A 20087-nucleotide genomic window follows, 5' to 3' on the forward strand; every position below is an offset into this window, starting at 1 on the left:
AAAAGAAACCACTCGGGCAGGCCACGGACGTACCTGGAGACATAATTTCAATCAAGGAAGCTCATCTCCCTCAAGAAAAATATTTCTCTCAAGTGACGTGGATCGACGACAAAAAAGGCGGCAAGGATGGCATATTCAATCCCCCCGTTCGTCTATCCAGAGGCGATACGGTTTTCATAGAAGTGTACCCCGATATCCATGTCCGAAGGAAATGGAGGGGTTATATCAGCCTGGGTGCCTCATCGGGAGATGAAAAGAGAACCTTCACAAGAAAACGCGTGATTGTCACAAATGAATCAATCTAATACGAGGCTCTCAACACGGCCCGCAACCCCTATTGCTCGAGGAAATCCATGAGCTTCGCGGTTACCCGGGCGGCGGCCCTTCGGGCGGCCCTCTGCCGGGCCTCCCGCGCCGTCAGGTGGGTGGCCCTGACGGATTCCGTCACCTCCCCCAGCACCAGGCCCGCCTCGGCATCCAGCACCGAGACGACGGCCGTCGCCCGGGCGTACTGCCACTCCGGATGCTCGATGCCCACCCCCTGCACATCGAGACGGCCCGTCAGGACGACGGAGGCCCTTTCCCTCTCGGTGGCGACCGGAAAGCCTTCCTCTCCGAGGGCCGCGACCAGGCTCTCCCTGAGATGCCCGGCCTCCTCGCCCGTCGTTTCCACGTACACGGGCATCCCGGCCTTGATGCTCCGCAGGTGCCGGAATACGCCCTCGATGTCATAGGGCGCGCCAGGCGTCCCGTATCCCAGCACGGTGAGCCTGCTCCGGTTTACCGTCCTTTCGACCCAGAGGCGGCTGACCTCCTTGAGGGTCCTGTAGCGCATGAGCCGGCTCTCCGTGCCGCTCAGGGCGGCCAGGCTTCCCTGCACCCGGCCGTCCAGGGCCCGGATACGGTCGAGGAACTCCTCCCTGGCCTTCTGCTTCTCGAGGACGGCCAGCGCCCCGTACCGGCCGTCTTCCTCCCATGAGGCGGCTATCCTGGCCCCCTTGAGCCGCACGTCCGACGTCACCCGCACCCAGGAGGTCACCTCCTGCCGGAACTCCTCCAGCCCGTCCCTGACCACCGAGCCCATCCTGTCCATGGTCTCGCTTCGCACCCGGGAGTCAAAGACGCGGGAAAGCTCCGCCAGGGCGCGCCTCTTGGCCTCCTCTTGGCTGGCCCCCTCGGCCTGGGCGGCGAGGTACCGCTCCGGAGGGTATGCCTTCATCGCGGAAGGCCTCTGGCGGACCTCCCCGCCGGAGGGAGCGCACCCCGGAAGGGCCATCAGGATGCCCAGGGCAAGTATAAGAACGCGTTTTCTTCTTTTCACGGGAGAGGCCTCTTCAGAAAATCGTATCAAGGAGAAGAAACCTTGTCTCCCCCGGCCCCACGCGCACCGTCCCCAGGTCCCTGCTTCTCCCCTCGCACAGCTCGGCCCGCAGGGCGTAGCTCCCCGGCGGCACGAACATCCGGGTGAAGAAAATCTCCCCGGGCAGGGTCCTCCAGGAGCGGGTGTCGGCCCGCTCCACCACCAGGTTCAAAAGGTTGAGCCCCAGCCGCGCGGCGGCCTGTGCCTCCCGGCTGCCCATCTGGCGGGAGATGCCCTCTATGGCTGCCTGCTTGGCCGCGGCCCGGGCCAGGGTCTTCAAGACGACCCTGCCCCTGCGGTCCTCCAGGTTCCTCAGGGCGATGGCATTGATGTCCTCCACCAGCTCCGTCTCCGCCCGGAACTCCCGGCCCGCCGCGGACCGGGCAACCAGGGCGCTCCCCCTGCACGCCGACGGCCACACCACAAAGCGGGGAAAGGCCAGGGTGATGGGCCCCCGGGGGGTGGGCACGAGAACCTTGTCCTGCTCCTTTACCGGGGCGCGCCCGTTCAGGTGGATGAGGACGAGCCGCCCCATCTCCCTCACGCTCTCCTGAGAGGCCCATGTGACCGGGGCCTCCGGGGACTCGAGGGCCTCGTCGAGCCTTCCCGTGGCCTCGGCCACCCGCAGGTAGTCCTCCAGAAAGACCTGCGGTACGGGCGTGCCGTACTGGGACTGATAATCTTTGAAGGCATCCATGGCCTTGTGGTAATCGATGAAGGCGTTGTCGAGGCCCTCCAGGCTCCCGGGGTCTTCCGCCTCGTAGATGGTGCCGCTGAGGTACCGGCCGAAGGCGTCTTCCTTGTAGGCGTTCTTCTTGTCCTCGTACTTGCTGTTATAAAACTCGAGCTTGTTGTTCAGGCGGCGGCACTCCACCAGGGCGTCCTCGTAGTTGGAAAGGACCGCGTAGTTGACGGCGGAGAGCATGTTGATGAGGGCGCGCTCGAAGTCCTCGCCGCTGTAAGGGATGGTATAGTCGTTCAGAAGAAAGGCCGCGGTCTCTGCGGTCAGGCTCTTGGTCCAGAGGTCCTCCGCGTACTGGTCGGCCAGATGGAGGAAGTCGTTGCTCTCGGCGTAGCGGCCGCAGTACATGTTGACCGCGGCGGCGTCCATCAGGTGCAGGAGCTGCTGGTTCCGGCCGTACTCCTCCGCTTTCTGCACACACCGGGTGGCCGCGGCACAGTCGCCGGCGGACATCCTGGAGGCGAGCTTCTTGTAATCGACCCCGCTCCCGCAGCCGGCCAGAAGGAGGACCAGCACAAGGGAGAGCGCGTACCCCCTGCGTCTCATGACGGTGACCCCGTGTCCGGAATGTTTTTTACGGGCCCAGCCTGCTTCGCGAGATGAACTTCTTTATCTGCTTCTCCCCGATCCAGGCCTTCCGGTTGGTCTCGAGGTTGACGAGCTCCAGGTTCACCTGGTAGAAGCGCACCATCTTGCCGCCCTCGCGGTCCTCGATGGTGTTGATGGAGCCCTGGAGCATGAAGTCGGCGCCTATCTCCCGTCCGTGCTCCTTCGCCGTCTCCTCGGAGGAGTAGACGGCTTGGTCCTTTCTCTCCTCGCGGATTTCCTCCCGCTCGATGCGGCTGGCGACGAAGTCCACCCGGCCGGAGTTCAGCAGAGAGCGCTCCAGGTCCTTGACGAACGTCTGGGTATTGATGTGCTCGGTGCTCCTGTTTCGGACGGTGCCCACGATGACCACGGGCCTCGCGCCGCGGGCGTCCCTGAAGTCCTCCAGCCACGGACGGCTCAGGGCATCCTGGACCATCTCCTCGGCGACCAGGCGGCTGTCGGTGTCGTTCCAGCGCCCGCTGAGGTCGATGACGTCACTGGTCTCCACCCTCTTTACGGTCTTGCCGCAGCCCGCCAAACCGACCAGGAAAAATCCGGCCAGGAGAAGCCCGGCAAGAAGAAGCACGGCCCCACGCGTCTTTCTCATGAGAGTCCTCCTTCCATAGCTTGCATGCGCCCTCCACCCCAGTTTACCAGCAAGCAGGAAGGACTTTCCAGAGAACGCCTGAGCGCCGTGTTGCCATTCGTCACCCCGTGGTTTATAATTGTTCTTCCTTCTTTCGAGGGCGTCATCCCGATGAAAAGAAAAGTCACCGTCATAGGCGCAGGAAACGTGGGCGCATCCCTGGGGGAGAACATCGCCCGCGGGGGACTGGCCGACGTGGTCCTGTGCGACGCGGCCCCGGGCATTGCCCGGGGGAAGGCCCTGGACATGTCCCAGGCCTGCGCCCTCTGGGGATCCTCGGCGCGCGTGACGGGCACCGACGATTACGCCGAGACGGCCGGCTCCCACCTGGTAATCGTCACGGCGGGCATCCCCCGGAAGCCCGGCATGTCCCGGGACGACCTCCTCGGGGCCAACGCCGACGTGGTGCGCACCGTGACGGCGGAGGCGGCCAGGCACTCCCCCGGAGCCGTCCTCATCGTGGTCACAAACCCCATGGACGCCATGGCCCAGCTTGCCTGGAGCGTCTCGGGCTTTCCCCGGGAAAGGGTGCTGGGCATGGGCGGGGCGCTGGACGCCGCGCGCCTGCGGACTTTCGTGGCCTGGGAGCTCGGCGTCTCGGCGCGGGACGTGGAGGCCCTCGTCCTGGGGGGGCACGGCGACCAGATGGTCCCCCTGCCCCGGTTCACCACGGTGAAGGGCGTGCCCGTGACGGAGCTTCTCCCCCCGGCCCGGGTGGATGCCCTCATCGAGCGGACCCGGAACGGCGGAGCGGAGGTCGTGGCCCATCTGAAGACCGGCAGCGCCTACTATGCCCCTGCGGCCGGGGCATACGAGATGGCGGAAGCCGTGCTCCTGGACGAGAGGCGCATGATGCCCTGCTCCGTCCTCCTCAGGGGAGAATACGGCATTGCGGACGTCTTCGCGGGGGTCCCGGCGGTGCTGGCCGGAGGGGGGCTTGAACGGGTGGTGGAGCTCGAGCTTGCCGGGGAGGAGAAGACGGGCCTCCACGCATCGGCGCGCGCGGTGCGCGAGCTGGTGGATAAACTCGCTGCGGCATAGACATCGAAGCCTTGAAGAAGCCGGTCATCGGCGTTATCATGCCGGCTGTTTAATGCGTGGAATAATACAGGAGGAGCAATGGCGGAGAGAACGCTGAGCATCGTCAAGCCCGACGGGGTCCGGAAGAACCTCATAGGCGAGGTTATCGCGCGCTTCGAGAAGCGGGGCCTCTCGGTCAAGGCCCTCAAGATGCTCACGGTGAGCAAGGAGCAGGCCGGAGGGTTCTATGCCGTCCACAGGGACAAGCCCTTCTACGGGGAGCTTACGGATTTCCTCTCCGAGGGACCCATCGTGGTCATGGCCGTGGAAGGAGACGGCGCCATAGCCAAAGTGCGCGAGGCCATGGGGGCCACGGACCCCAAGAAGGCGGCCCCCGGCACCATCCGGGCGGACTTCGCCGACAACATAGAAAGAAACATCGTCCACGGGTCGGACTCCACCGAAAGCGCCGACTTTGAGATACCCTATTTCTTCTCGTCCGTCGAGATAATGGACTGAGAGGGCACGGAGGAAGAGGCCATGGATTATTTCCTCGACGAAGAACAGACGATGATACGGGACCTGGCCCGGCAGATAGCCCGGGAGAAGGTGGTCCCCGTGAGACAGGAGCTGGACGAGACGGAAGAGTTCCCCTGGGACATCATGAAGACCCTGGCCCAGTCGGACCTCTTCGGGCTGTTCATCCCCGAGGAGTACGGCGGCCTGGGCAAGGGGGGCTTCGAGCTCTGCCTGGCCGTCGAAGAGCTCTCGGCGGCCTGCCTGGGGGTCTCCACCTCCTACGCGGCCAACGCCCTGGGGACCTACCCCATCCTGCTTTACGGCTCGGAGGAGCAGAAGAAGAAATATCTCCCGGACGTGGCCTCCGGCAAGAGGCTGGTGGCCTTCGGCCTGACGGAGGCAGGGGCGGGCAGCGACGCGGCGGGCGTGCAGACCACCGCCAGGCTTGAGGGCGACGAGTACGTGCTCAACGGCACCAAGCAGTGGATAACCAACGGCGGAGAGGCCGAAATCTACACTATCATCGCCATAACCGACCGGGCCAAGGGCGCCCGGGGCGCCAGTGCGTTCGTCGTGGAGAAGGACACCCCAGGGTTCACCTTCGGAAAGAAGGAGAAGAAGATGGGCATCAGGTGCTCGGCCACCCGGGAGCTCGTCTTCGAGAACTGCCGCATCCCCAGGGACAACATCCTGGGCCGGGAGGGCATGGGCTTCATCGTGGCCATGAAGACCCTGGACCACTCCCGCCCCGGCGTGGGGGCCCAGGGGGTGGGCGTGGCCCAGGGCGCGCTGGACGAGGCCATACAGTTCGCCCGCCAGAGGGTGCAGTTCGGCCAGCCCGTCATAGGCTTTCAGGCCGTCCAGCACATGCTGGCCGACATGGCCACCCAGGTGGAGGCGGCCCGGGCCCTGGTCTACGCGGCGGCCAAATACATCGACAGCGGGGCCAAGGACGTCTCCAAAGCGTCGGCCCAGGCCAAGCTCTTCGCCACCGACGTCGGCATGCGGGTGACCACCGACGCCGTGCAGGTCATGGGAGGGTCTGGCTACATGCGGGAGTACCCCGTGGAGAAGATGATGCGGGACGCCAAGATACTGCAGATATACGAAGGCACCAACCAGATACAGCGCAACGTCATCGGCCAGGCCCTCATCAAGGAAGCCGCCGCCAAGGGAAAATAAGGGGCACCAGGGGCGCCAGCGCCCTTTTCACTCAGATGCCGTGAAGGGGGCCGCCAGTGCCCGCTGGCGCCAGAGACACCGATACCTTAAAAAACGTTGCAATGGTGTTTGTAAAGGGGCACTGGTGCCCTTTACTTCGTTTGGGGGGAAGGCGTATAATTTTCACTTCAGGGGAGGGGAGGGGCGTGCCGCCCGAACATCCCTCACGCGCGGGCCCCCTGGCAGGGCCGGACGGTGCGCGGACAGCCCGGGGAGTGCATCCGGGCTAATTCATGGAGACAGCGAGGCCGATGAATATCGTCGTCTGCATCAAACAGGTTCCGGACGCGGCGGAGGTGCGGATAAACCCCGAGACGGGCACCCTGATGAGGGAAGGGGTGCCGAGCATCATAAACCCCTACGACATGCACGCCCTGGAGGCGGCCGTAAGGCTCAAGGAGGAGCGCGGAGCCACGGTGACGGTCCTTACCATGGGGCCTCCCCAGGCGGAGCAGGCCCTTCGGGATGCCATCGCCATGGGGGCGGACAAGGCGGTCCTTCTCACCGACAAGGCCTTCGCGGGCTCCGACACCTGGGCCACCTCCTACGCCCTCTCCAGGGCGGTGAAGAAGCTCGGGGCGGACCTCATCGTCTGCGGCAAGCAGGCCATTGACGGCGACACCGCCCAGGTGGGCCCGGAGATGGCCGAGATGCTGGATATCCCGCACGTGTCGTATGTCCGCAGGATAGAAGAAGTGACGGACTCCGCCATACGGGTGCAGAGGCTCATGGACGAGGGGCACGACGTCGTGGAGGCCCGGCTGCCGGCGCTCCTGACCGTGGTGAAGGAGCTGAACGAGCCCCGTCTTCCGTCGCTCAAGGGGAAAATGGCGGCCAAGAAGGCCGAGATTGCGCACTGGAGCGCGGCGGACGTCGGCGCCGAGGAGGCCCGGCTGGGGCTCGGCGGTTCACCCACCCAGGTGAGGAGGATATTCGCCCCCGAGGCCCGAGCCGACAGGGAGATGCTCGAGGGCTCCCCGGAGGAGCAGGCCCAAAAGGTGGTGGAGAAGCTCCTGGAGCTGAAATGCCTGTAATCGTCAACAAGGAAAAATGCACGGGGTGCGAGAGCTGCCTGGCCTCCTGCCCCTTCGACGCCATAGAGATGACCGAGGGCAGGGCCCTCATCAACGAGTACTGCCAGAGCTGCCGGGCCTGCCTGGAGACCTGCCCCGAAGGGGCGATATTCGAGACCGAGGACGAGGCCCCGAAGGACGAAGCACAGCTTGCGGAGTATCGGGGGGTGTGGGTCTTCGCCGAGCAGCGGGAGGGCAAGGTGGCCCCGGTGGCTTACGAGCTTCTGGGGGCGGGCCGCTCCCTGGCCGACGCCCTCCGGGTGGAGCTCTCGGCGGTCCTTCTCGGGGCATCGGAGGCCCAGGCCCGGGGGCTCATCTCCCACGGGGCCGACCGGGTCCACCACTGTGCGGACCCCTCCCTGGAGCATTTCAACGACGAGTCCTACGCGGGGGCACTTGCCTCGCTCATCGAAAAGCACAAGCCCGAAGTGGTCCTGGCGGGGGCCACCCCCATCGGCCGCTCCTTTCTGCCCCGGGTGGCCGCGCGCCTCTGGGCCGGCCTTACGGCCGACTGCACCGGGCTTGACGTGGACCTGGAGGATGGCAGAAGGAACCTCCTTCAGACGCGGCCGGCCTTTGGCGGAAACATCATGGCCACCATCGCCTGCCCCGGCAGAAGGCCCCAGATAGCCACCGTGCGGCCCCGGGTCATGAAGCCCCTGCCGAGGGACGACTCCAGAAGCGGCGAGATAGTGAAGGAAGAGCTTGTGCTCCCCCCGGCCCGCACCTCGGTGCTTGAGGTGGTCAAGGAGGTGGCCGAGAGCGCCGTCAACCTCCAGGAGGCCGAGGTCATCGTCTCCGGAGGGCGCGGGGTGGGCCAGAAGGGTTTTGCGATGCTCAAGGAGCTGGCCGACCTTCTGGGCGGCTCGGTGGGCGCTTCGCGGGCCGCCGTGGACGAGGGGTGGATACCCTACCGCCACCAGGTGGGACAGACCGGAAAGACCGTCTGTCCCAGGATATACATCGCCTGCGGCATCTCCGGCGCCGTGCAGCACCTGGTGGGGATGCAGTCCTCCGACATCATCATCGCCGTCAACAAAAATCCCGAGGCCCCCATTTTCACCGTGGCGACATACGGCATCGTGGGCGACGTCTTCGAGGTGGTCCCCGCCCTCATCAAGAAGATAAAGGAGGCCCGGGCGCAGTGAAGCTGGCCTTCGTCTTCCCCGGCCAGGGCTCCCAGAAAGTGGGCATGGGCCGGGACCTGCACGAGGGGTTAGACGAGGTAAAACGGCTCTACGAGAAGGCCTCCGAGGCCCTGGGTTACGACGTTGCCCGCCTGAGCTTCGAGGGGCCGGAGGAGGAGCTGAACAGGACCGAGCGGACGCAGCCCTGCCTTCTTGCGGCCTCCATGGCCTCCTATCTCGCCTTGGCCTCCCGGGGCGTCAGGGCCGACATGATGGCCGGACACAGCCTGGGGGAGTACACCGCCCTGGTCGCGGCAGGGGCCCTGCCCCTGGCTCACGCCCTCCGGGCCACGGAGCTCCGGGGCAGGCTCATGCAGGAGGCGGTCCCCGAGGGCAAGGGGCTGATGGCGGCGGTCCTGGGGCTTGAGCGGGCCAGGGTGCAAGAGGTCTGCCGCTCCGTGGCCTCGGGCTACGTGGCCCCGGCCAACTACAACTGCCCGGGGCAGATAGTCATCTCCGGAGAGCGCCCGGCCGTGGAGGAGGCGGTCGAGCGCCTGAAGGAAGCCGGGGCCAAGCGCGCCCTGGCACTGGCCGTAAGCGTGCCCTCCCACTCGCGCCTCATGGAGCCCGCGGCCGAGAGGCTCGCGGAGCATCTCCGGGAGGTGCCGATGCGGGAACCCTCCGTCCCCGTGGTCGGCAACGCCGACGCCCGGGTGATGGGCTCCGTGCAGGAGATAAAGGACGCCCTCGTCAGGCAGCTCAAAGGCCCGGTCCTTTGGGAAGAGTCTGTGGGCCTCATGGCCCGCTCGGGCGTGGAGACTTTCGTAGAGGCCGGCCCGGGAAAGGTGCTGGCCGGTCTGGTAAGGCGGTGCGCACCCGAAGCCCGCGCCCTGGGAGTGGAAGACCGGGAGAGCCTGGCAAGCACGCTGTCCGCTCTGGCTCCCTAGAAAGACCCCGTCGCCGGCTCCTTGGCCGGCTTTGTTCCCTCCCCCGGCTCGCCCTGCTTCTTTTCGTCCGGCTGCTTCGCCGGTTTTGCCTGCTCACCTGCGGAGGGCGTTTCCCCGGCGGGCCTCTCTTTCAGGGCGGGTTGCTCCAGGGCCTGCGGCGTCTCCTTTTCCGCCTTCTCGCCCTTTCTTACCCTCACGATGGACGGGTCTTGCACGAAGGGCTTGTAGCCGGGCAACGACAGGGTGACGCGGTCGCCCTCATTCACCAGAAGGTTTATCTCCGGGACCTTCTTCGTGAAGGTCACCAGGACGGCCCCCTGCTCGGTGAGGACCGTGACGAGGAGCTTGTCATGCTCCTTTTCCTTGGCCGTCACCCTGCCCTCGATGTCCTGGCCCTTGCTCTTGATGATGCTCGGCATATAGGGCTCGAGGTACCGGGGCGCAAGCAGAACGCCGGCGACACCGATGGCGATTCCGACGAGCAATGTTATGAATGCGAGGGTCGAACGTTTCACTCCGTCCTCCTTCGGTTTGAAATCGAGGTTTATTATACGTGAGAGAACGGATTTTCACACGGGGCGCCTCGAAAAATGAAAGGGACGGCCATGGCCGTCCCTTTCATCGTCGGGGAGAGGCGACGCCTATTTCCGGAGCGTGGGGTATCCCTCCACGTGGACCCAGTCGGTCTCCTTGGCCGGGACGTGGCAGCCGATGCGGTCCTGCAAGCTTCACGAGGGAGTATTTTTGACAGGGACGAGAAAAGTATGCAAAAATAATCATCTTCATGCACCTTTTCCGCTATAGGAAGGGCGAGCTCCATGCCGAGGACGTCCCACTCCGCGACCTGGCGGAGCGATACGGGACCCCCCTTTACGTCTACAGCCGGGGCACCCTGCTCCGGCATCTCGCCGCGTACGAGGAGGCCTTCAAGGGAGTTGAGCACATCACGTGCTTCGCCGTGAAGGCCAACTCCAGCCTGGCCGTCCTGAATGTTCTGGGCAGGCACGGCGCGGGGGCCGACGTGGTCTCCGGCGGAGAGCTCTTCCGGGCCCTCAGGGCGGGCATCGACCCCCGAAAGGTCGTCTACGCGGGCGTGGGGAAGACGGAGGCCGAGATACGGGCCGCCTTGAAGGCCGGCATCCTCATGTTCAACATCGAGTCGGAGGAGGAGCTCGGTGAGATAAACCGGGTCGCCGCCCTCATGCGCAAGAAAGCGCCCATCGCCCTCCGGGTCAACCCCGATATCGACCCCGGCACGCACCCCTACATCTCCACGGGCTTGAGGACGCACAAGTTCGGCATCCCCATGGAGGACGCGCTGGAGTTCTACAGGCTGGCCTCGGGGCTTAAGCACGTCAGGGTGATGGGTGTGCACAAGCACATCGGCTCCCAGATTACGCAGCTCTCTCCCTTTGTGGACGCCTTGAAGAGGGTCCTTCTGCTTGTGGACCGCCTGAGGGAGGCCGGGCTTTCCCTTACCCACATAGACATCGGCGGGGGGCTGGGCATCCCCTACATGGGAGAGAAGACCCCGGCGCCCCGGGAGCTGGCCGCAAGAATCCTGCCCCTTCTCAGGGGACGGGACATCACCCTCGTGGCCGAGCCCGGCCGCTCCATCGCCGGCAACGCCGGGGTGCTGCTGACGCGCACCCTGTACGTGAAAGAGGGGGCCGAGAAGACCTTTTTCGTCGTCGACGGCGGGATGAACGACCTCATGCGGCCGACCCTCTACGGTGCCTACCACGAAATTCTCCCCGTCAGGAAGACACGGGCCAGGCGGGCCCTGGCCGACGTGGTGGGGCCCATCTGCGAGACGGGGGACTTTCTGGCCCGTGACCGGGAGTTGCCCCGCGTAAGCCGGGGGGACCTTCTGGCCGTGATGAGCGCGGGCGCCTACGGATTTACCATGAGCAGCAACTACAACTCCCGTCCCCGGGCGGCCGAAGTGATGGTCAGGGGAAACCGGCACTTCCTCATCCGCGCGAGAGAAACCTACGACGACATCATCCGGGGGGAGCGCATCCCCGCCGGCCTTGGATAAAGAGCAATGACGTTCGTCAAGATGCAGGCCCTGGGCAACGACTTCGTCCTCCTGGACCGCCGGGGGCAGGAGACGGGGGGCCTGGGGGAGCTGGCCCGGAGGCTCTGCCGCCGGAGGTTCGGGGTGGGGGCGGACCAGATGCTCGTCCTGGTGGACCCGGGGCGGGGGGACTTCGGGATGCGCATCTTCAACGCCGACGGCTCGGAGGTGGAGATGTGCGGCAACGGCATCCGCTGCCTTGCCAGGTACATCTGGGACAGGGGCCTGAGCGCAAAAAGCGTCCTCGAGATAGAGACCCCGGCGGGCATCATCCGTCCGGAGCGGACGGGGGACCTGGTGCGGGTGGACATGGGCCAGCCCGTCCTTGAGGGCAGGGACATCCCCGTCGCCCACGACGGAAGGGTCGTCGATTATCCCCTTTCGCTTGACGGGCGGAGCCTCCCGATAACCTGCGTTTCCATGGGAAACCCCCATGCGGTCGTTTTCGTTCAGGACGTGGCAGCCTATCCCGTAAACACCGTGGGTCCCCGGGTGGAGAACCACCCCTTCTTCCCCGGAAGGACGAACGTGGAGTTCGTGGAAGTGGTAAACTCTGAGGAGATACGGATGCGCGTCTGGGAGCGCGGGGCGGGGGAGACCATGGCCTGCGGCACGGGTGCGTCGGCCTCCGCAGTGGCCTCCGCCCTCAGGGGGCTGACCGGAAGGAAGGTGACCGTGCATCTGGCCGGTGGCGACCTTCTCATAGAGTGGCATGCGGAGGGCAGGGTCTTCATGACCGGGCCCGCGGAGGAGGTTTTTCAGGGGGACATAACGGATGAAGGAGGACGCGATGTTTGAGGGTTCCATGGTACCCATCGTGACGCCCTTCAAGGGCGGAAAGGTGGACGAGAAGGCGCTGGGCAACCTCATAGAGTGGCACCTGGCCGAGGGCTCCCACGCCATCGTGCCCTGCGGCACGACCGGGGAGTCGGCCACCCTGGACTTCGAGGAGCACGCCAGGGTCGTCAGCCTCACCGTGCAGGTGGTCAAGGGCCGCGTCCCGGTCATTGCCGGCACGGGGGCGAACTCCACGGCCGAGGCCATAGACCTGACTCTCAAGGCCAAGAAGGACGGCGCCGACGGAGCCCTTCTTGTGGCCCCCTACTACAACAAGCCCACCCAGGAGGGCCTCTACAGGCACTACGACGCTCTCGCCCGGGCGGTCAAGGGGTTCCCCCTGGTGCTCTATAACGTGCCGGGAAGGACGGCCGTCAACCTCCTTCCGGCCACGGTGGCCCGGCTGGCCGAGATAAAAAACATCGTGGGAATCAAGGAAGCCTCGGCGGACATGAAGCAGGTCAGCCAGCTCATGCGCCTCTGCGGCGACCGGATAAGCGTCTTCTCTGGGGACGACTTCACGACCTTCCCCCTCTACGCCCTCGGGGGCAAGGGGACCATCTCCGTGACGGCCAACGTCGCGCCCCGGGAATCGGCCCGCATGTGGGAGGCCTGGAAGGCCGCCGAGGCGGCCGCGGCGCGGGACATCCACTACCGGCTGGACCCTCTGAACTACGCCATGTTCCTGGAGACCAACCCCCAGCCGGTCAAGACGGCCCTGGCCATGATGGGAAAGATAAAGGAAGAGTTCCGGCTGCCCCTCTGCCCCATGTCCGAGGAGAACAAGAAGAAGCTCAGGAAAGTTCTGAAGGACTACAAGCTCATCTGAGAGGACGGGTGCCTCGCGGCGGCGGTGAGGTCCCTGTAGGTCCTGACCAGAAGGACCGCGGCGCCGCCGCCGAAGATGCCCGACAGAATCACGCCCGCCAACTGGCCCACCACCGGGATGACGCTCAGTACCAGGTTCAAAAGCCCGAAGGCCAGGGCCGCCACGAACAGGAAGACGAACAGGACGAATGCCTCCCGCGCGCTTCCCCGCACCACCCGGTAGCTCCTGGAGAGGGCCGTAAGCGCGCCCGCCCCGTCCACCGCCACGGCGGTCATCGCAAACATCAGAAAATAGGCGGCGATGAGCCCCGGCACGAGAAAAAGCGCCAGGCCCAGCCCCACCACGACGGAGATGATGACCGAGGCCAGGGCGAAGGGCAGGAAAAACCTTCCCGCCGCCCGGCCCGCCGTACGCAGGGAGGTGGAGCCCGACACAAGGGCCTCATCGGCCATGACGAGGGTGACCCCGTGCGCGTACAGGCTGATGACCCCGCTCAGGAAGCTCACCAGGGCGATGCCGGAGGCGTCCTCGGGCGACCCGATGATGCCCAGAGCCAGGAAAGAGACCACGAAGATGGAAAAGATGGTGGGCAGCGTGATGGTGTAATTCCTCTTGATGAGGGTCCAGGCTTCCTTGAGGAGAGGTTCCAGGTTCACTTATTCCTCCACGGTTATGGCCTCAACCGGGCAGTTCTCTGCGGCGGCCTCGCAACAGCCCGCATACTCGCAGGCGTCGGGGTCCAGGACGCGGGCCTTTCCGAGGTCCTCATCGAGGAAGAAGACGGCCGGGCAGATATCGGCGCAGTTGCCGCAGCCGATGCAGGTCTCCTCGTCGATGACAACGTTCACGACCATTCCTCCGCGAGGGCCGCGGCCAGCAGCGGAAAGAGTATCTCGTGATGTCCGGTGAGGGCGTAGGAGGCGCCGCCCCCCAGGGTGGGGCGCCTGAGGACGTTCTCCCTCCCCCGGTACTGCTGGATGAAGTCCATGTTCACGGTGGTGATGCTCTGCACGGTGTTTCCCAGGTTGCGGGCCACGGACAGGGCCTTCAGAAAGACCTCGGGCATCACCACGGCCGAGCCCATGTTGATATGCACGCCGCCCTCCAGGTCCGCCACCACCGCGGCCAGGAGGCGGAAGTCCCTGAGGCTGCCCTCCCCGGTGGCCGCGCCCGAGACGTGCGGGTGCATGTGGATGATGTCCGCCCCCATGGTGACGTGCACGGTGGCGGGGAGCCCCAGGCGCCGAGCCGCGCCGAAAACGCTCAGATGTTTGCCCGGAAGGTCGCTCCGGTTTATGAACTCCCCCATGCTCTCGCCGATGCCCAGGCCCTTCTGCACGCCTTCCACGATGGCCTCGTTGACCATGCGGCCCGTCTCCTCGGCCATGCCGAAGGCCCCGGTCAGAAGGGCCTCGGCCACGTCCTCGGAGGTGGTGCCCGCGAAGGCGAGCTCGAAATCGTGGATGATGCAGGCCCCGTTTCCGGCCAGGGCGGTGACGATTCCCCTTTCCATGAGGTCTATGATGAGCGGGGAAAGGCCCACCTTGATGGGATGCGCCCCCATGGCCAGGATAACGGGACGCCCCGCCTGCCTGGCCTCAAGGATGCTCCGGACCACCTTCCGGAGCGAGGCCGCCCCGAGGACCGGCGGGAGCTTGTCGAGAAACTCCCTGAAGGAGCCCCCTTTTTCGTGGGGCGTGGCCAGGTCTCCGAGGACCACCTTGCTCTTGCGCCTGGAAAGCGGATAGGTCTTGATGTCCTTGAGAGAGACCGGCTCGTAGCGCTTCATAATCCTGAAATTGTATCACAAAGCCCCCGGCCTCCACAGGCCGGCGCTCCGGAAAGGAATGTGACGGGCTTGCATCCATGGGTTGCCCCGTACTTCCGCTCAAGCATGTGCCCATTACGGCCGTGACAAAATTGTATAATACGTGGGGAGGCTTTCGGCATGTCGGGAAACCATAGGAGCGAGAAGTCCCATTTCCTCTCGTTCGGACGGGTTGGCGTCCTTCTCCTGGTGCTTGTCCTGGCGGGACTGTATCTGACCAGCCATGTAAGCTATCTGCTTTTTCACAGCCTGGCCGAGCTTTTCAGCGTCGTGGTGGCCGCCGGGGTCTTCATCGTCGCCTGGAACACCCGCCGCGTTCTTCAGAACAAATATCTTCTCTTTGTCGGAATCACCTACCTTGCCGTCGGCTCCCTGGACCTCGTTCATACGCTGGCCTACAAGGGGATGGGGGTCTTCCCCGGGGGCGGCTCCAACCTGGCTACCCAGCTATGGATTGCAAGCCGCTACACCGAAAGCCTCTCCCTTTTGGCTGCTCCCCTTTTCCTCGGACGCCGCCTGAGACCCGGCCGTATCCTGGGCGCATACGCCGTCCTCACCGCGGTCCTGCTCGCGGCGGTTTTCGGGGGTCTCTTTCCGGTTTGCTACGTAGAAGGCTCCGGGCTTACGCCTTTCAAGAAGACGAGCGAGTACCTTATATCGGCCGTTCTCCTCGGCGCCTTCGGCGCCCTGTACGGGCGGCGCAAGGAGTTCGAGCCCCGCGTGTTCCAACTCCTCTCGGCCTCCATATTCCTTACCGTGGGCGCGGAGCTCGCCTTCACCTTCTACATAAACGTCTACGGGCTCTCCAACCTCATAGGGCACTACTTCAAGCTCCTGTCCTTCGTCCTGGTCTACGTGGCCCTCATCAAGACGGGCCTGGAAGAACCCTATGAGCTCCTTTACAGGGACCTGGCCCGGAGCGAGCAGGAGCGCCGCGAGGGAGAGGAACGCTTCAGGGCCATCGCGGACTACACGTACGACTGGGAAAGCTGGCTCGCGCCGGACGGAAGGCTCCTCTGGGTGAACCCCGCAGTGCAGAGAATGACGGGCTACGGCACCGCCGAGTGCCTTTCCATGCAGGGCTACCCCCTGCCCATCGTCCAGAAAGAAGACAGGCTCCGGCTGGGCCGGGAGCTTCGGAGCGCGATTACCCTCAAGACATCGGCCAACAACGTCCAGTTCCGGGTCAGGCACAAGGACGGCACGCTCCGCTGGGTGTCGGCCTCCTGGCAGCCCATATACGATGCACAAGGCCGATACAGAGGAATCCGCTCCAGCGGGCGAGACATCAGCGAGGTTAAGGAGGCCGAAGAGGCCCTGGAGAAGAGCGAGGCCAAGTACCGGTCCCTTTTCGAGAACATGACCGACGGCTTCGCCTTCCACGAAATCGTCACCGACCAGGCCGGAAAGCCGGTGGACTACGTGTTCCTGGAGGTCAACGGAGCATTCGAGAAGCTCACGGGCCTGAGGAGGAGGGACGTCGTGGGCAGGCGGGTCACCGAGGTCATGCCCGGCATCGAGAACGAGCCCGCCGACTGGATAGACAGCTACGGGACGGTGGCCCTCACAGGGCAGGAGGCCCGCTTCGAGCGGTATGCCGAGAAGCTGGGCAGGTGGTACGCGGTGACGGCTTACAGCCCGGCACCGGGGAAGTTCGCCACCCTCTTCGAAGACGTGACGGCGCACAAGCTGGCGCAGGAGGCCTTGAGGGAATACGCCGAGGAGCTTCAGTCTTACTCCGAGAGACTCAAGCAGAGCAACCGGGAACTCGAGGACTTCGCCTACATCGCCTCCCACGACCTGCAGGAGCCCTTGAGGAAGGTGGTGGCCTTCGGCGGAAGGCTCCGGGAGAGGTATGAAGAAGCTTTGGACGAGAAGGGCCGGGACTATCTGGACAGAATGCTCCGGGCCAGCGAGAGGATGCAGCAGCTCATCAACGACCTCCTCCGTCTTTCGCGGGTTACCACAAAGGCCCGGCCCTTCGGGCCCGTGGACCTGCACGGGGTGGCGGTGGGCGTGCTCTCGGACCTGGAGGAGCACATCAGCCGGACGGGCGCGGAGGTGCAACTGGGGGACCTTCCCCGCGTGCAGGCCGACGCCGTGCAGATGAGGCAGCTTCTGCAGAACCTTCTCACCAACGCCCTGAAGTTCCATCGCCGGGGCGTCCGGCCCCGTGTTAAAATAGGCGCGACAATCGAGGACGGCCACGCCGTCGTCACGGTCGCGGACAACGGCATCGGCTTTGACGAGAAATACGCCGACCGCATATTCCGCCCCTTCCAGCGCCTGCACGGCAGGGGGCAGTACGAAGGCAGCGGTATGGGCCTTTCCATCTGCAAGAAAATCCTGGAAAGGCACGGCGGCCGGATAACCGCCCGGAGCAGACCGGGCGAGGGGGCCACCTTCTTCGTACACATGCCCATCGCGCGGGAAGAGGACAAGGAGCCGGCGCATGGATGACCGCAAGGAGCCCGTCATCCTGCTCATCGCCGAGGACGACGAAGACGACTTCATGCTCGTCAGGGAGGCCCTGGAGGACGGCCGCCTCGTCAACCGCACAGAGTGGGTGAAGGACGGCGAGGAGCTGATGGACTATCTCCGGAGGCGCGGGCAGTACGCCGAGCAGAGACGTGCGCCTCGCCCCGGCGTCATCCTCCTGGACCTGAACATGCCCCGGAAGGACGGCAGGGAGGCCCTGGAAGAGATTAAGAAAGACCCTTCCCTCCGGTCCATCCCGGTCATCGTGCTCACCACCTCCGGCACGGAGGAGGACGTGCTCAGGAGCTATGACCTCGGGGTGAACCTCGTCAGGGACCTCCTGGAGGAGGGGAAGAGCGATGCGGCTTTCCAGCTGCGGACCACCCCTTTGTACGAGGAAGCCCTCTCGCTCCTCAAAGACGACTCCTTCGACGTCTGCGTCCTGGACTACAGCCTGGGGGAGCGCCACGGGCTGGACCTCCTGCTGGACATCAAGGCCAGGGACATCGACGTTCCGGTCATCTTCCTCACGGGGGCCGGCGACGAGGAGCTGGCCGTCTCCGTGATGCGCGCGGGGGCCTCGGACTATCTGCCCAAGCGCAGCCTCTCCTCGGGCCTCCTCTGGGCCTCCATACGCTACGTCCTCTCCCTGAGGGAGGGCGAACGCCTGCGCCGCCAGGCCGAGGAGCGCTACCACACGGTCATCCGCACCTCCATGGACGGCTTCCTTGTGGTGGATGCGGAAGGCACGGTCCTGGAGACCAACGACGCGTACAGCCGCCTGACCGGCTTCAGCCGGGAGGAACTCCAGGGGATGCGCATCAGAGACCTCGAGGCAATAGAGACGCCCGGGGAGACGGAGCGCCACCTGAGGGACATCATCAGCACGGGCGGGGACCGATTCGAGACCCGGCACAGGCGCAAGGACGGCACGGTGGTGGACGTGGACGTCAGCGTGACCTACCTTCCGGAGGCCGGCGGCCGCCGCATGTACGCCTTCGTCCGGGATATCACCGCCCAGAAGAAGATGGAAAAAGAGTTGAGGGCGTCCCTCAGGGAAAAAGAGCTTCTCATCAAGGAAATCCACCACCGGGTGAAGAACAATTTCCTCACCATCTACAGCCTGCTCAGGTTTCAGTCCCGGCACCTTTCGGACTCGGCCTCCCGGGAGCTTCTCCGGGGCAGCCAGGACAGGGTGCGGGCCATGAGCCTGATTCACGAGAAGCTGTACCGCTCCGGAGACCTGCAGAGCATCGGGTTCCCCGAGTATATCGCGTCCCTGGCCCGGCAGCTCTTCTCCTCCTACCGGGTCGACCCCGGGAGCGTGAAGCTCACCCTGGATATCGAGGACGTGGCCCTCGACCTGGAGAGGATGATCCCCTGCGGGCTCATCCTCAACGAGCTTATCGCCAACGCCTTCAAGCACGCGTTCCCGGAAGGCCGGGGCGAGATAAGAATTTCGCTCCGGAGGAACTCCGACGGAGCCTGCACCCTCACGGTGGCCGACGATGGGGTGGGGTTGCCTTCCGGGTTGGACCCCATGAAGAGCGATTCCATGGGGCTTGAGCTCGTCGGCCTTCTTTCCCGGCAACTGGGCGGAACCCTCACGGTCGAGACCGGGGCCGGGACCACTTTCGTTCTCACCTTCCCCGCCGGTACGTTTCTGGCCAAAGACGCCGCCTTCCGAGGGTAATCCGCCGCTTCACGCGGCCCGCCTCATTTCCCCTCTTGACATGCACAATTCATGGTTGTACTCTTCCTGTATGGGATGTAACATAAGGAGTATGAACGAAGGAAACGGCATGCCCAGGAGGAGACCATGGCGGGAAACGGAACTTTTCTCTCCAGTGCCTGCGCCCCCGTGGCGCGGGACGTCAAGTTCATCGTCGACCGGGAGGGCTCGCTTCGGTTCTTGTCGGGCTCGGCGGGGGGATTTTACAAGGCGGCGCGGGAAGACGAACCGCTGCGCGAGCTTCTCACCAGGTGCATCTCGGGTCCCCTGGGCCCAAAGCTCCGCGAAGCTCTCCAAAGCGGAAGGACCAGCACCGTGGAGGGCTCCATGCCGGTGGACGGACAGAGCGAAATCGCCGACGCCGTGCTTATCCCCCTCAGGAACGGGGATGCCGGGGCGTACGCCGTCATGGGACTCCTCCGGGTGGTCACGAAACATCGCAGTCTGAGGGACGCCGTCGCCATGGACTTCGTCTCCGCCCTGCTGGAGAGCGTCGAGGAGCCCCTGTGCGCCCTGGACGGCGACTTCAGGGTGGTGCGGGCAAACACCCCTTTTGCCCGCCTCTGGTACTCGACCCCGGAGGCCCTGGAAGGCTCCGCATGCCATGAGATCCTCCGCGGAAAGGAATCCCCCTGCCGCACCTGTGCGGCCAGACGCACGCTTGCTTCGGGCATGCCCGCTTCGGTCGTCGAGTCCGTCCTGTTCCCCGACGGCAAGGAAAGATACGCCGAGACGCGCACCGTCCCCGTCGGGGCAGCCACGGGCCACGGCGCGGCATACGTCCTCATGCGCATGAGGATTGTCCCGGATGGAGGGCAGGCAGAGGAGGAAACCGGACATCCCTCTTCGTCCCTGTCCATCTGCGCCTGGTGCAAACGGGTGCGAAACGGCGAGGAAACCTGGGAGTCCCTGGGCGACTTCGTCAGGGCGCGCTGGCGCACGGAGCTCAGCCACGCCATCTGTCCGGAGTGCGCCTCGGAGATATCCCGCTAGGCCCTCCGCTCCGGGGCCCTTCGTACATGGCGTCTTCAAAGGGACCGCGGGAAGCACGACCGCGCTT

General features: G+C 65.1%; 20 protein-coding genes. 13 read left to right on the forward strand and 7 right to left on the reverse strand.

The window, feature by feature from the left end:
• The coding region (locus tag P8Y39_01210; GenBank protein ID MEJ2190953.1) for a hypothetical protein at nucleotides 1-305 on the forward strand (305 nt) is incomplete at its 5' end.
• Between the two features lie 29 nt (nucleotides 306-334).
• On the opposite strand, the gene P8Y39_01215 is transcribed toward P8Y39_01210, so the two are convergent.
• Genes P8Y39_01215 through P8Y39_01225 form a run of 3 tightly spaced genes read right to left on the reverse strand, consistent with a single transcriptional unit; the run spans nucleotide 335 to nucleotide 3297 of the window.
• Entirely contained in the window at nucleotides 335-1321 is a 987-nt protein-coding gene (locus tag P8Y39_01215) for an LPP20 family lipoprotein (protein MEJ2190954.1), read from the reverse strand.
• Nucleotides 1322-1334: 13 nt separating this feature from the next.
• A complete protein-coding gene (locus P8Y39_01220; protein ID MEJ2190955.1) occupies nucleotides 1335-2648 on the reverse strand; it encodes a hypothetical protein in 1314 nt (437 codons plus the stop codon).
• A gap of 28 nt (nucleotides 2649-2676) precedes the next feature.
• The gene (locus P8Y39_01225; GenBank protein MEJ2190956.1) at nucleotides 2677-3297 is read right to left on the reverse strand and encodes a penicillin-binding protein activator LpoB; all 621 of its coding nucleotides are present in this window, start codon (nucleotides 3295-3297) and stop codon (nucleotides 2677-2679) included.
• Between the two features lie 150 nt (nucleotides 3298-3447).
• On the opposite strand from P8Y39_01225, the gene mdh reads away from it, so the two are divergent.
• The 6 genes from mdh to fabD all read left to right on the forward strand — a co-directional run bounded on the left by mdh (nucleotide 3448) and on the right by fabD (nucleotide 9243).
• Nucleotides 3448-4377, forward strand: a complete 930-nt coding sequence (mdh, locus tag P8Y39_01230) for a malate dehydrogenase (protein MEJ2190957.1) — start codon at nucleotides 3448-3450, stop codon at nucleotides 4375-4377.
• 78 nt (nucleotides 4378-4455) lie between these two features.
• Nucleotides 4456-4875 carry a nucleoside-diphosphate kinase gene (ndk, locus tag P8Y39_01235; GenBank protein MEJ2190958.1) on the forward strand — a complete coding sequence of 140 codons (420 nt, stop codon included), beginning with the start codon at nucleotides 4456-4458 and terminating at the stop codon, nucleotides 4873-4875.
• Nucleotides 4876-4896: 21 nt separating this feature from the next.
• Nucleotides 4897-6057: an acyl-CoA dehydrogenase family protein gene (locus tag P8Y39_01240; GenBank protein ID MEJ2190959.1), complete on the forward strand. Its 1161-nt coding sequence runs from the start codon at nucleotides 4897-4899 to the stop codon at nucleotides 6055-6057.
• Nucleotides 6058-6347: 290 nt separating this feature from the next.
• A complete protein-coding gene (locus P8Y39_01245; GenBank protein MEJ2190960.1) occupies nucleotides 6348-7130 on the forward strand; it encodes an electron transfer flavoprotein subunit beta/FixA family protein in 783 nt (260 codons plus the stop codon).
• Nucleotides 7121-8317, forward strand: coding sequence for an FAD-binding protein (locus P8Y39_01250; GenBank protein ID MEJ2190961.1), 1197 nt, complete (start codon nucleotides 7121-7123; stop codon nucleotides 8315-8317). The genes P8Y39_01245 and P8Y39_01250 overlap by 10 nt, the downstream gene beginning before the upstream one ends.
• Nucleotides 8314-9243 carry an ACP S-malonyltransferase gene (gene fabD, locus P8Y39_01255; protein ID MEJ2190962.1) on the forward strand — a complete coding sequence of 310 codons (930 nt, stop codon included), beginning with the start codon at nucleotides 8314-8316 and terminating at the stop codon, nucleotides 9241-9243. Before P8Y39_01250 ends, fabD begins: the two co-directional genes overlap by 4 nt.
• Here fabD and P8Y39_01260 read toward each other — a convergent pair.
• Nucleotides 9240-9758: a hypothetical protein gene (locus P8Y39_01260; GenBank protein MEJ2190963.1), complete on the reverse strand. Its 519-nt coding sequence runs from the start codon at nucleotides 9756-9758 to the stop codon at nucleotides 9240-9242. The genes fabD and P8Y39_01260 overlap by 4 nt on opposite strands.
• A gap of 269 nt (nucleotides 9759-10027) precedes the next feature.
• Here P8Y39_01260 and lysA point away from each other — a divergent pair, with 269 nt between their 5' ends.
• The 3 genes from lysA to dapA are packed head-to-tail and all read left to right on the forward strand — an operon-like array spanning nucleotide 10028 to nucleotide 12989.
• Complete coding sequence (lysA, locus tag P8Y39_01265; protein ID MEJ2190964.1) at nucleotides 10028-11284, forward strand: diaminopimelate decarboxylase; 1257 nt, start codon at nucleotides 10028-10030, stop codon at nucleotides 11282-11284.
• A gap of 6 nt (nucleotides 11285-11290) precedes the next feature.
• Nucleotides 11291-12121 carry a diaminopimelate epimerase gene (gene dapF, locus P8Y39_01270; GenBank protein ID MEJ2190965.1) on the forward strand — a complete coding sequence of 277 codons (831 nt, stop codon included), beginning with the start codon at nucleotides 11291-11293 and terminating at the stop codon, nucleotides 12119-12121.
• On the forward strand, nucleotides 12114-12989 hold the full coding sequence (dapA, locus tag P8Y39_01275) for a 4-hydroxy-tetrahydrodipicolinate synthase (GenBank protein ID MEJ2190966.1): 876 nt from the start codon (nucleotides 12114-12116) through the stop codon (nucleotides 12987-12989). The genes dapF and dapA overlap by 8 nt, the downstream gene beginning before the upstream one ends.
• Here the strand turns inward: dapA and P8Y39_01280 are convergent.
• Genes P8Y39_01280 through P8Y39_01290 form a run of 3 tightly spaced genes read right to left on the reverse strand, consistent with a single transcriptional unit; the run spans nucleotide 12974 to nucleotide 14778 of the window.
• On the reverse strand, nucleotides 12974-13645 hold the full coding sequence (locus tag P8Y39_01280; GenBank protein ID MEJ2190967.1) for a hypothetical protein: 672 nt from the start codon (nucleotides 13643-13645) through the stop codon (nucleotides 12974-12976). The genes dapA and P8Y39_01280 overlap by 16 nt on opposite strands.
• Nucleotides 13646-13843, reverse strand: coding sequence for a ferredoxin (locus tag P8Y39_01285; GenBank protein ID MEJ2190968.1), 198 nt, complete (start codon nucleotides 13841-13843; stop codon nucleotides 13646-13648).
• Nucleotides 13834-14778 carry a hypothetical protein gene (locus P8Y39_01290; GenBank protein ID MEJ2190969.1) on the reverse strand — a complete coding sequence of 315 codons (945 nt, stop codon included), beginning with the start codon at nucleotides 14776-14778 and terminating at the stop codon, nucleotides 13834-13836. Before P8Y39_01290 ends, P8Y39_01285 begins: the two co-directional genes overlap by 10 nt.
• A gap of 159 nt (nucleotides 14779-14937) precedes the next feature.
• On the opposite strand from P8Y39_01290, the gene P8Y39_01295 reads away from it, so the two are divergent.
• The 3 genes from P8Y39_01295 to P8Y39_01305 all read left to right on the forward strand — a co-directional run bounded on the left by P8Y39_01295 (nucleotide 14938) and on the right by P8Y39_01305 (nucleotide 20020).
• Entirely contained in the window at nucleotides 14938-17277 is a 2340-nt protein-coding gene (locus tag P8Y39_01295; protein MEJ2190970.1) for an MASE3 domain-containing protein, read from the forward strand.
• Nucleotides 17270-18988 carry a response regulator gene (locus P8Y39_01300; GenBank protein ID MEJ2190971.1) on the forward strand — a complete coding sequence of 573 codons (1719 nt, stop codon included), beginning with the start codon at nucleotides 17270-17272 and terminating at the stop codon, nucleotides 18986-18988. The genes P8Y39_01295 and P8Y39_01300 overlap by 8 nt, the downstream gene beginning before the upstream one ends.
• Nucleotides 18989-19114: 126 nt before the next feature.
• Nucleotides 19115-20020, forward strand: coding sequence for a PAS domain-containing protein (locus P8Y39_01305; protein MEJ2190972.1), 906 nt, complete (start codon nucleotides 19115-19117; stop codon nucleotides 20018-20020).
• Nucleotides 20021-20087 lie beyond the last annotated feature (67 nt).

Source organism: Nitrospirota bacterium (assembly GCA_037386965.1).
In the GTDB taxonomy this organism is placed as follows: domain Bacteria; phylum Nitrospirota; class Thermodesulfovibrionia; order Thermodesulfovibrionales; family JdFR-86; genus JARRLN01.

What these genes read in the sequence shown, in the direction of transcription:
- P8Y39_01220 (MEJ2190955.1), bottom strand. Translation starts at nt 2,648, where the DNA reads ATGAGACGCAGGGGGTACGCGCTCTCCCTTGTGCTGGTCCTCCTTCTG.
- P8Y39_01225 (MEJ2190956.1), bottom strand. Translation starts at nt 3,297, where the DNA reads ATGAGAAAGACGCGTGGGGCCGTGCTTCTTCTTGCCGGGCTTCTCCTG.
- mdh (MEJ2190957.1), top strand. Translation starts at nt 3,448, where the DNA reads ATGAAAAGAAAAGTCACCGTCATAGGCGCAGGAAACGTGGGCGCATCC.
- ndk (MEJ2190958.1), top strand. Translation starts at nt 4,456, where the DNA reads ATGGCGGAGAGAACGCTGAGCATCGTCAAGCCCGACGGGGTCCGGAAG.
- P8Y39_01240 (MEJ2190959.1), top strand. Translation starts at nt 4,897, where the DNA reads ATGGATTATTTCCTCGACGAAGAACAGACGATGATACGGGACCTGGCC.
- P8Y39_01245 (MEJ2190960.1), top strand. Translation starts at nt 6,348, where the DNA reads ATGAATATCGTCGTCTGCATCAAACAGGTTCCGGACGCGGCGGAGGTG.
- P8Y39_01250 (MEJ2190961.1), top strand. Translation starts at nt 7,121, where the DNA reads ATGCCTGTAATCGTCAACAAGGAAAAATGCACGGGGTGCGAGAGCTGC.
- lysA (MEJ2190964.1), top strand. Translation starts at nt 10,028, where the DNA reads ATGCACCTTTTCCGCTATAGGAAGGGCGAGCTCCATGCCGAGGACGTC.
- dapF (MEJ2190965.1), top strand. Translation starts at nt 11,291, where the DNA reads ATGACGTTCGTCAAGATGCAGGCCCTGGGCAACGACTTCGTCCTCCTG.
- dapA (MEJ2190966.1), top strand. Translation starts at nt 12,114, where the DNA reads ATGTTTGAGGGTTCCATGGTACCCATCGTGACGCCCTTCAAGGGCGGA.
- P8Y39_01285 (MEJ2190968.1), bottom strand. Translation starts at nt 13,843, where the DNA reads ATGGTCGTGAACGTTGTCATCGACGAGGAGACCTGCATCGGCTGCGGC.
- P8Y39_01290 (MEJ2190969.1), bottom strand. Translation starts at nt 14,778, where the DNA reads ATGAAGCGCTACGAGCCGGTCTCTCTCAAGGACATCAAGACCTATCCG.
- P8Y39_01295 (MEJ2190970.1), top strand. Translation starts at nt 14,938, where the DNA reads ATGTCGGGAAACCATAGGAGCGAGAAGTCCCATTTCCTCTCGTTCGGA.
- P8Y39_01300 (MEJ2190971.1), top strand. Translation starts at nt 17,270, where the DNA reads ATGGATGACCGCAAGGAGCCCGTCATCCTGCTCATCGCCGAGGACGAC.
- P8Y39_01305 (MEJ2190972.1), top strand. Translation starts at nt 19,115, where the DNA reads ATGGCGGGAAACGGAACTTTTCTCTCCAGTGCCTGCGCCCCCGTGGCG.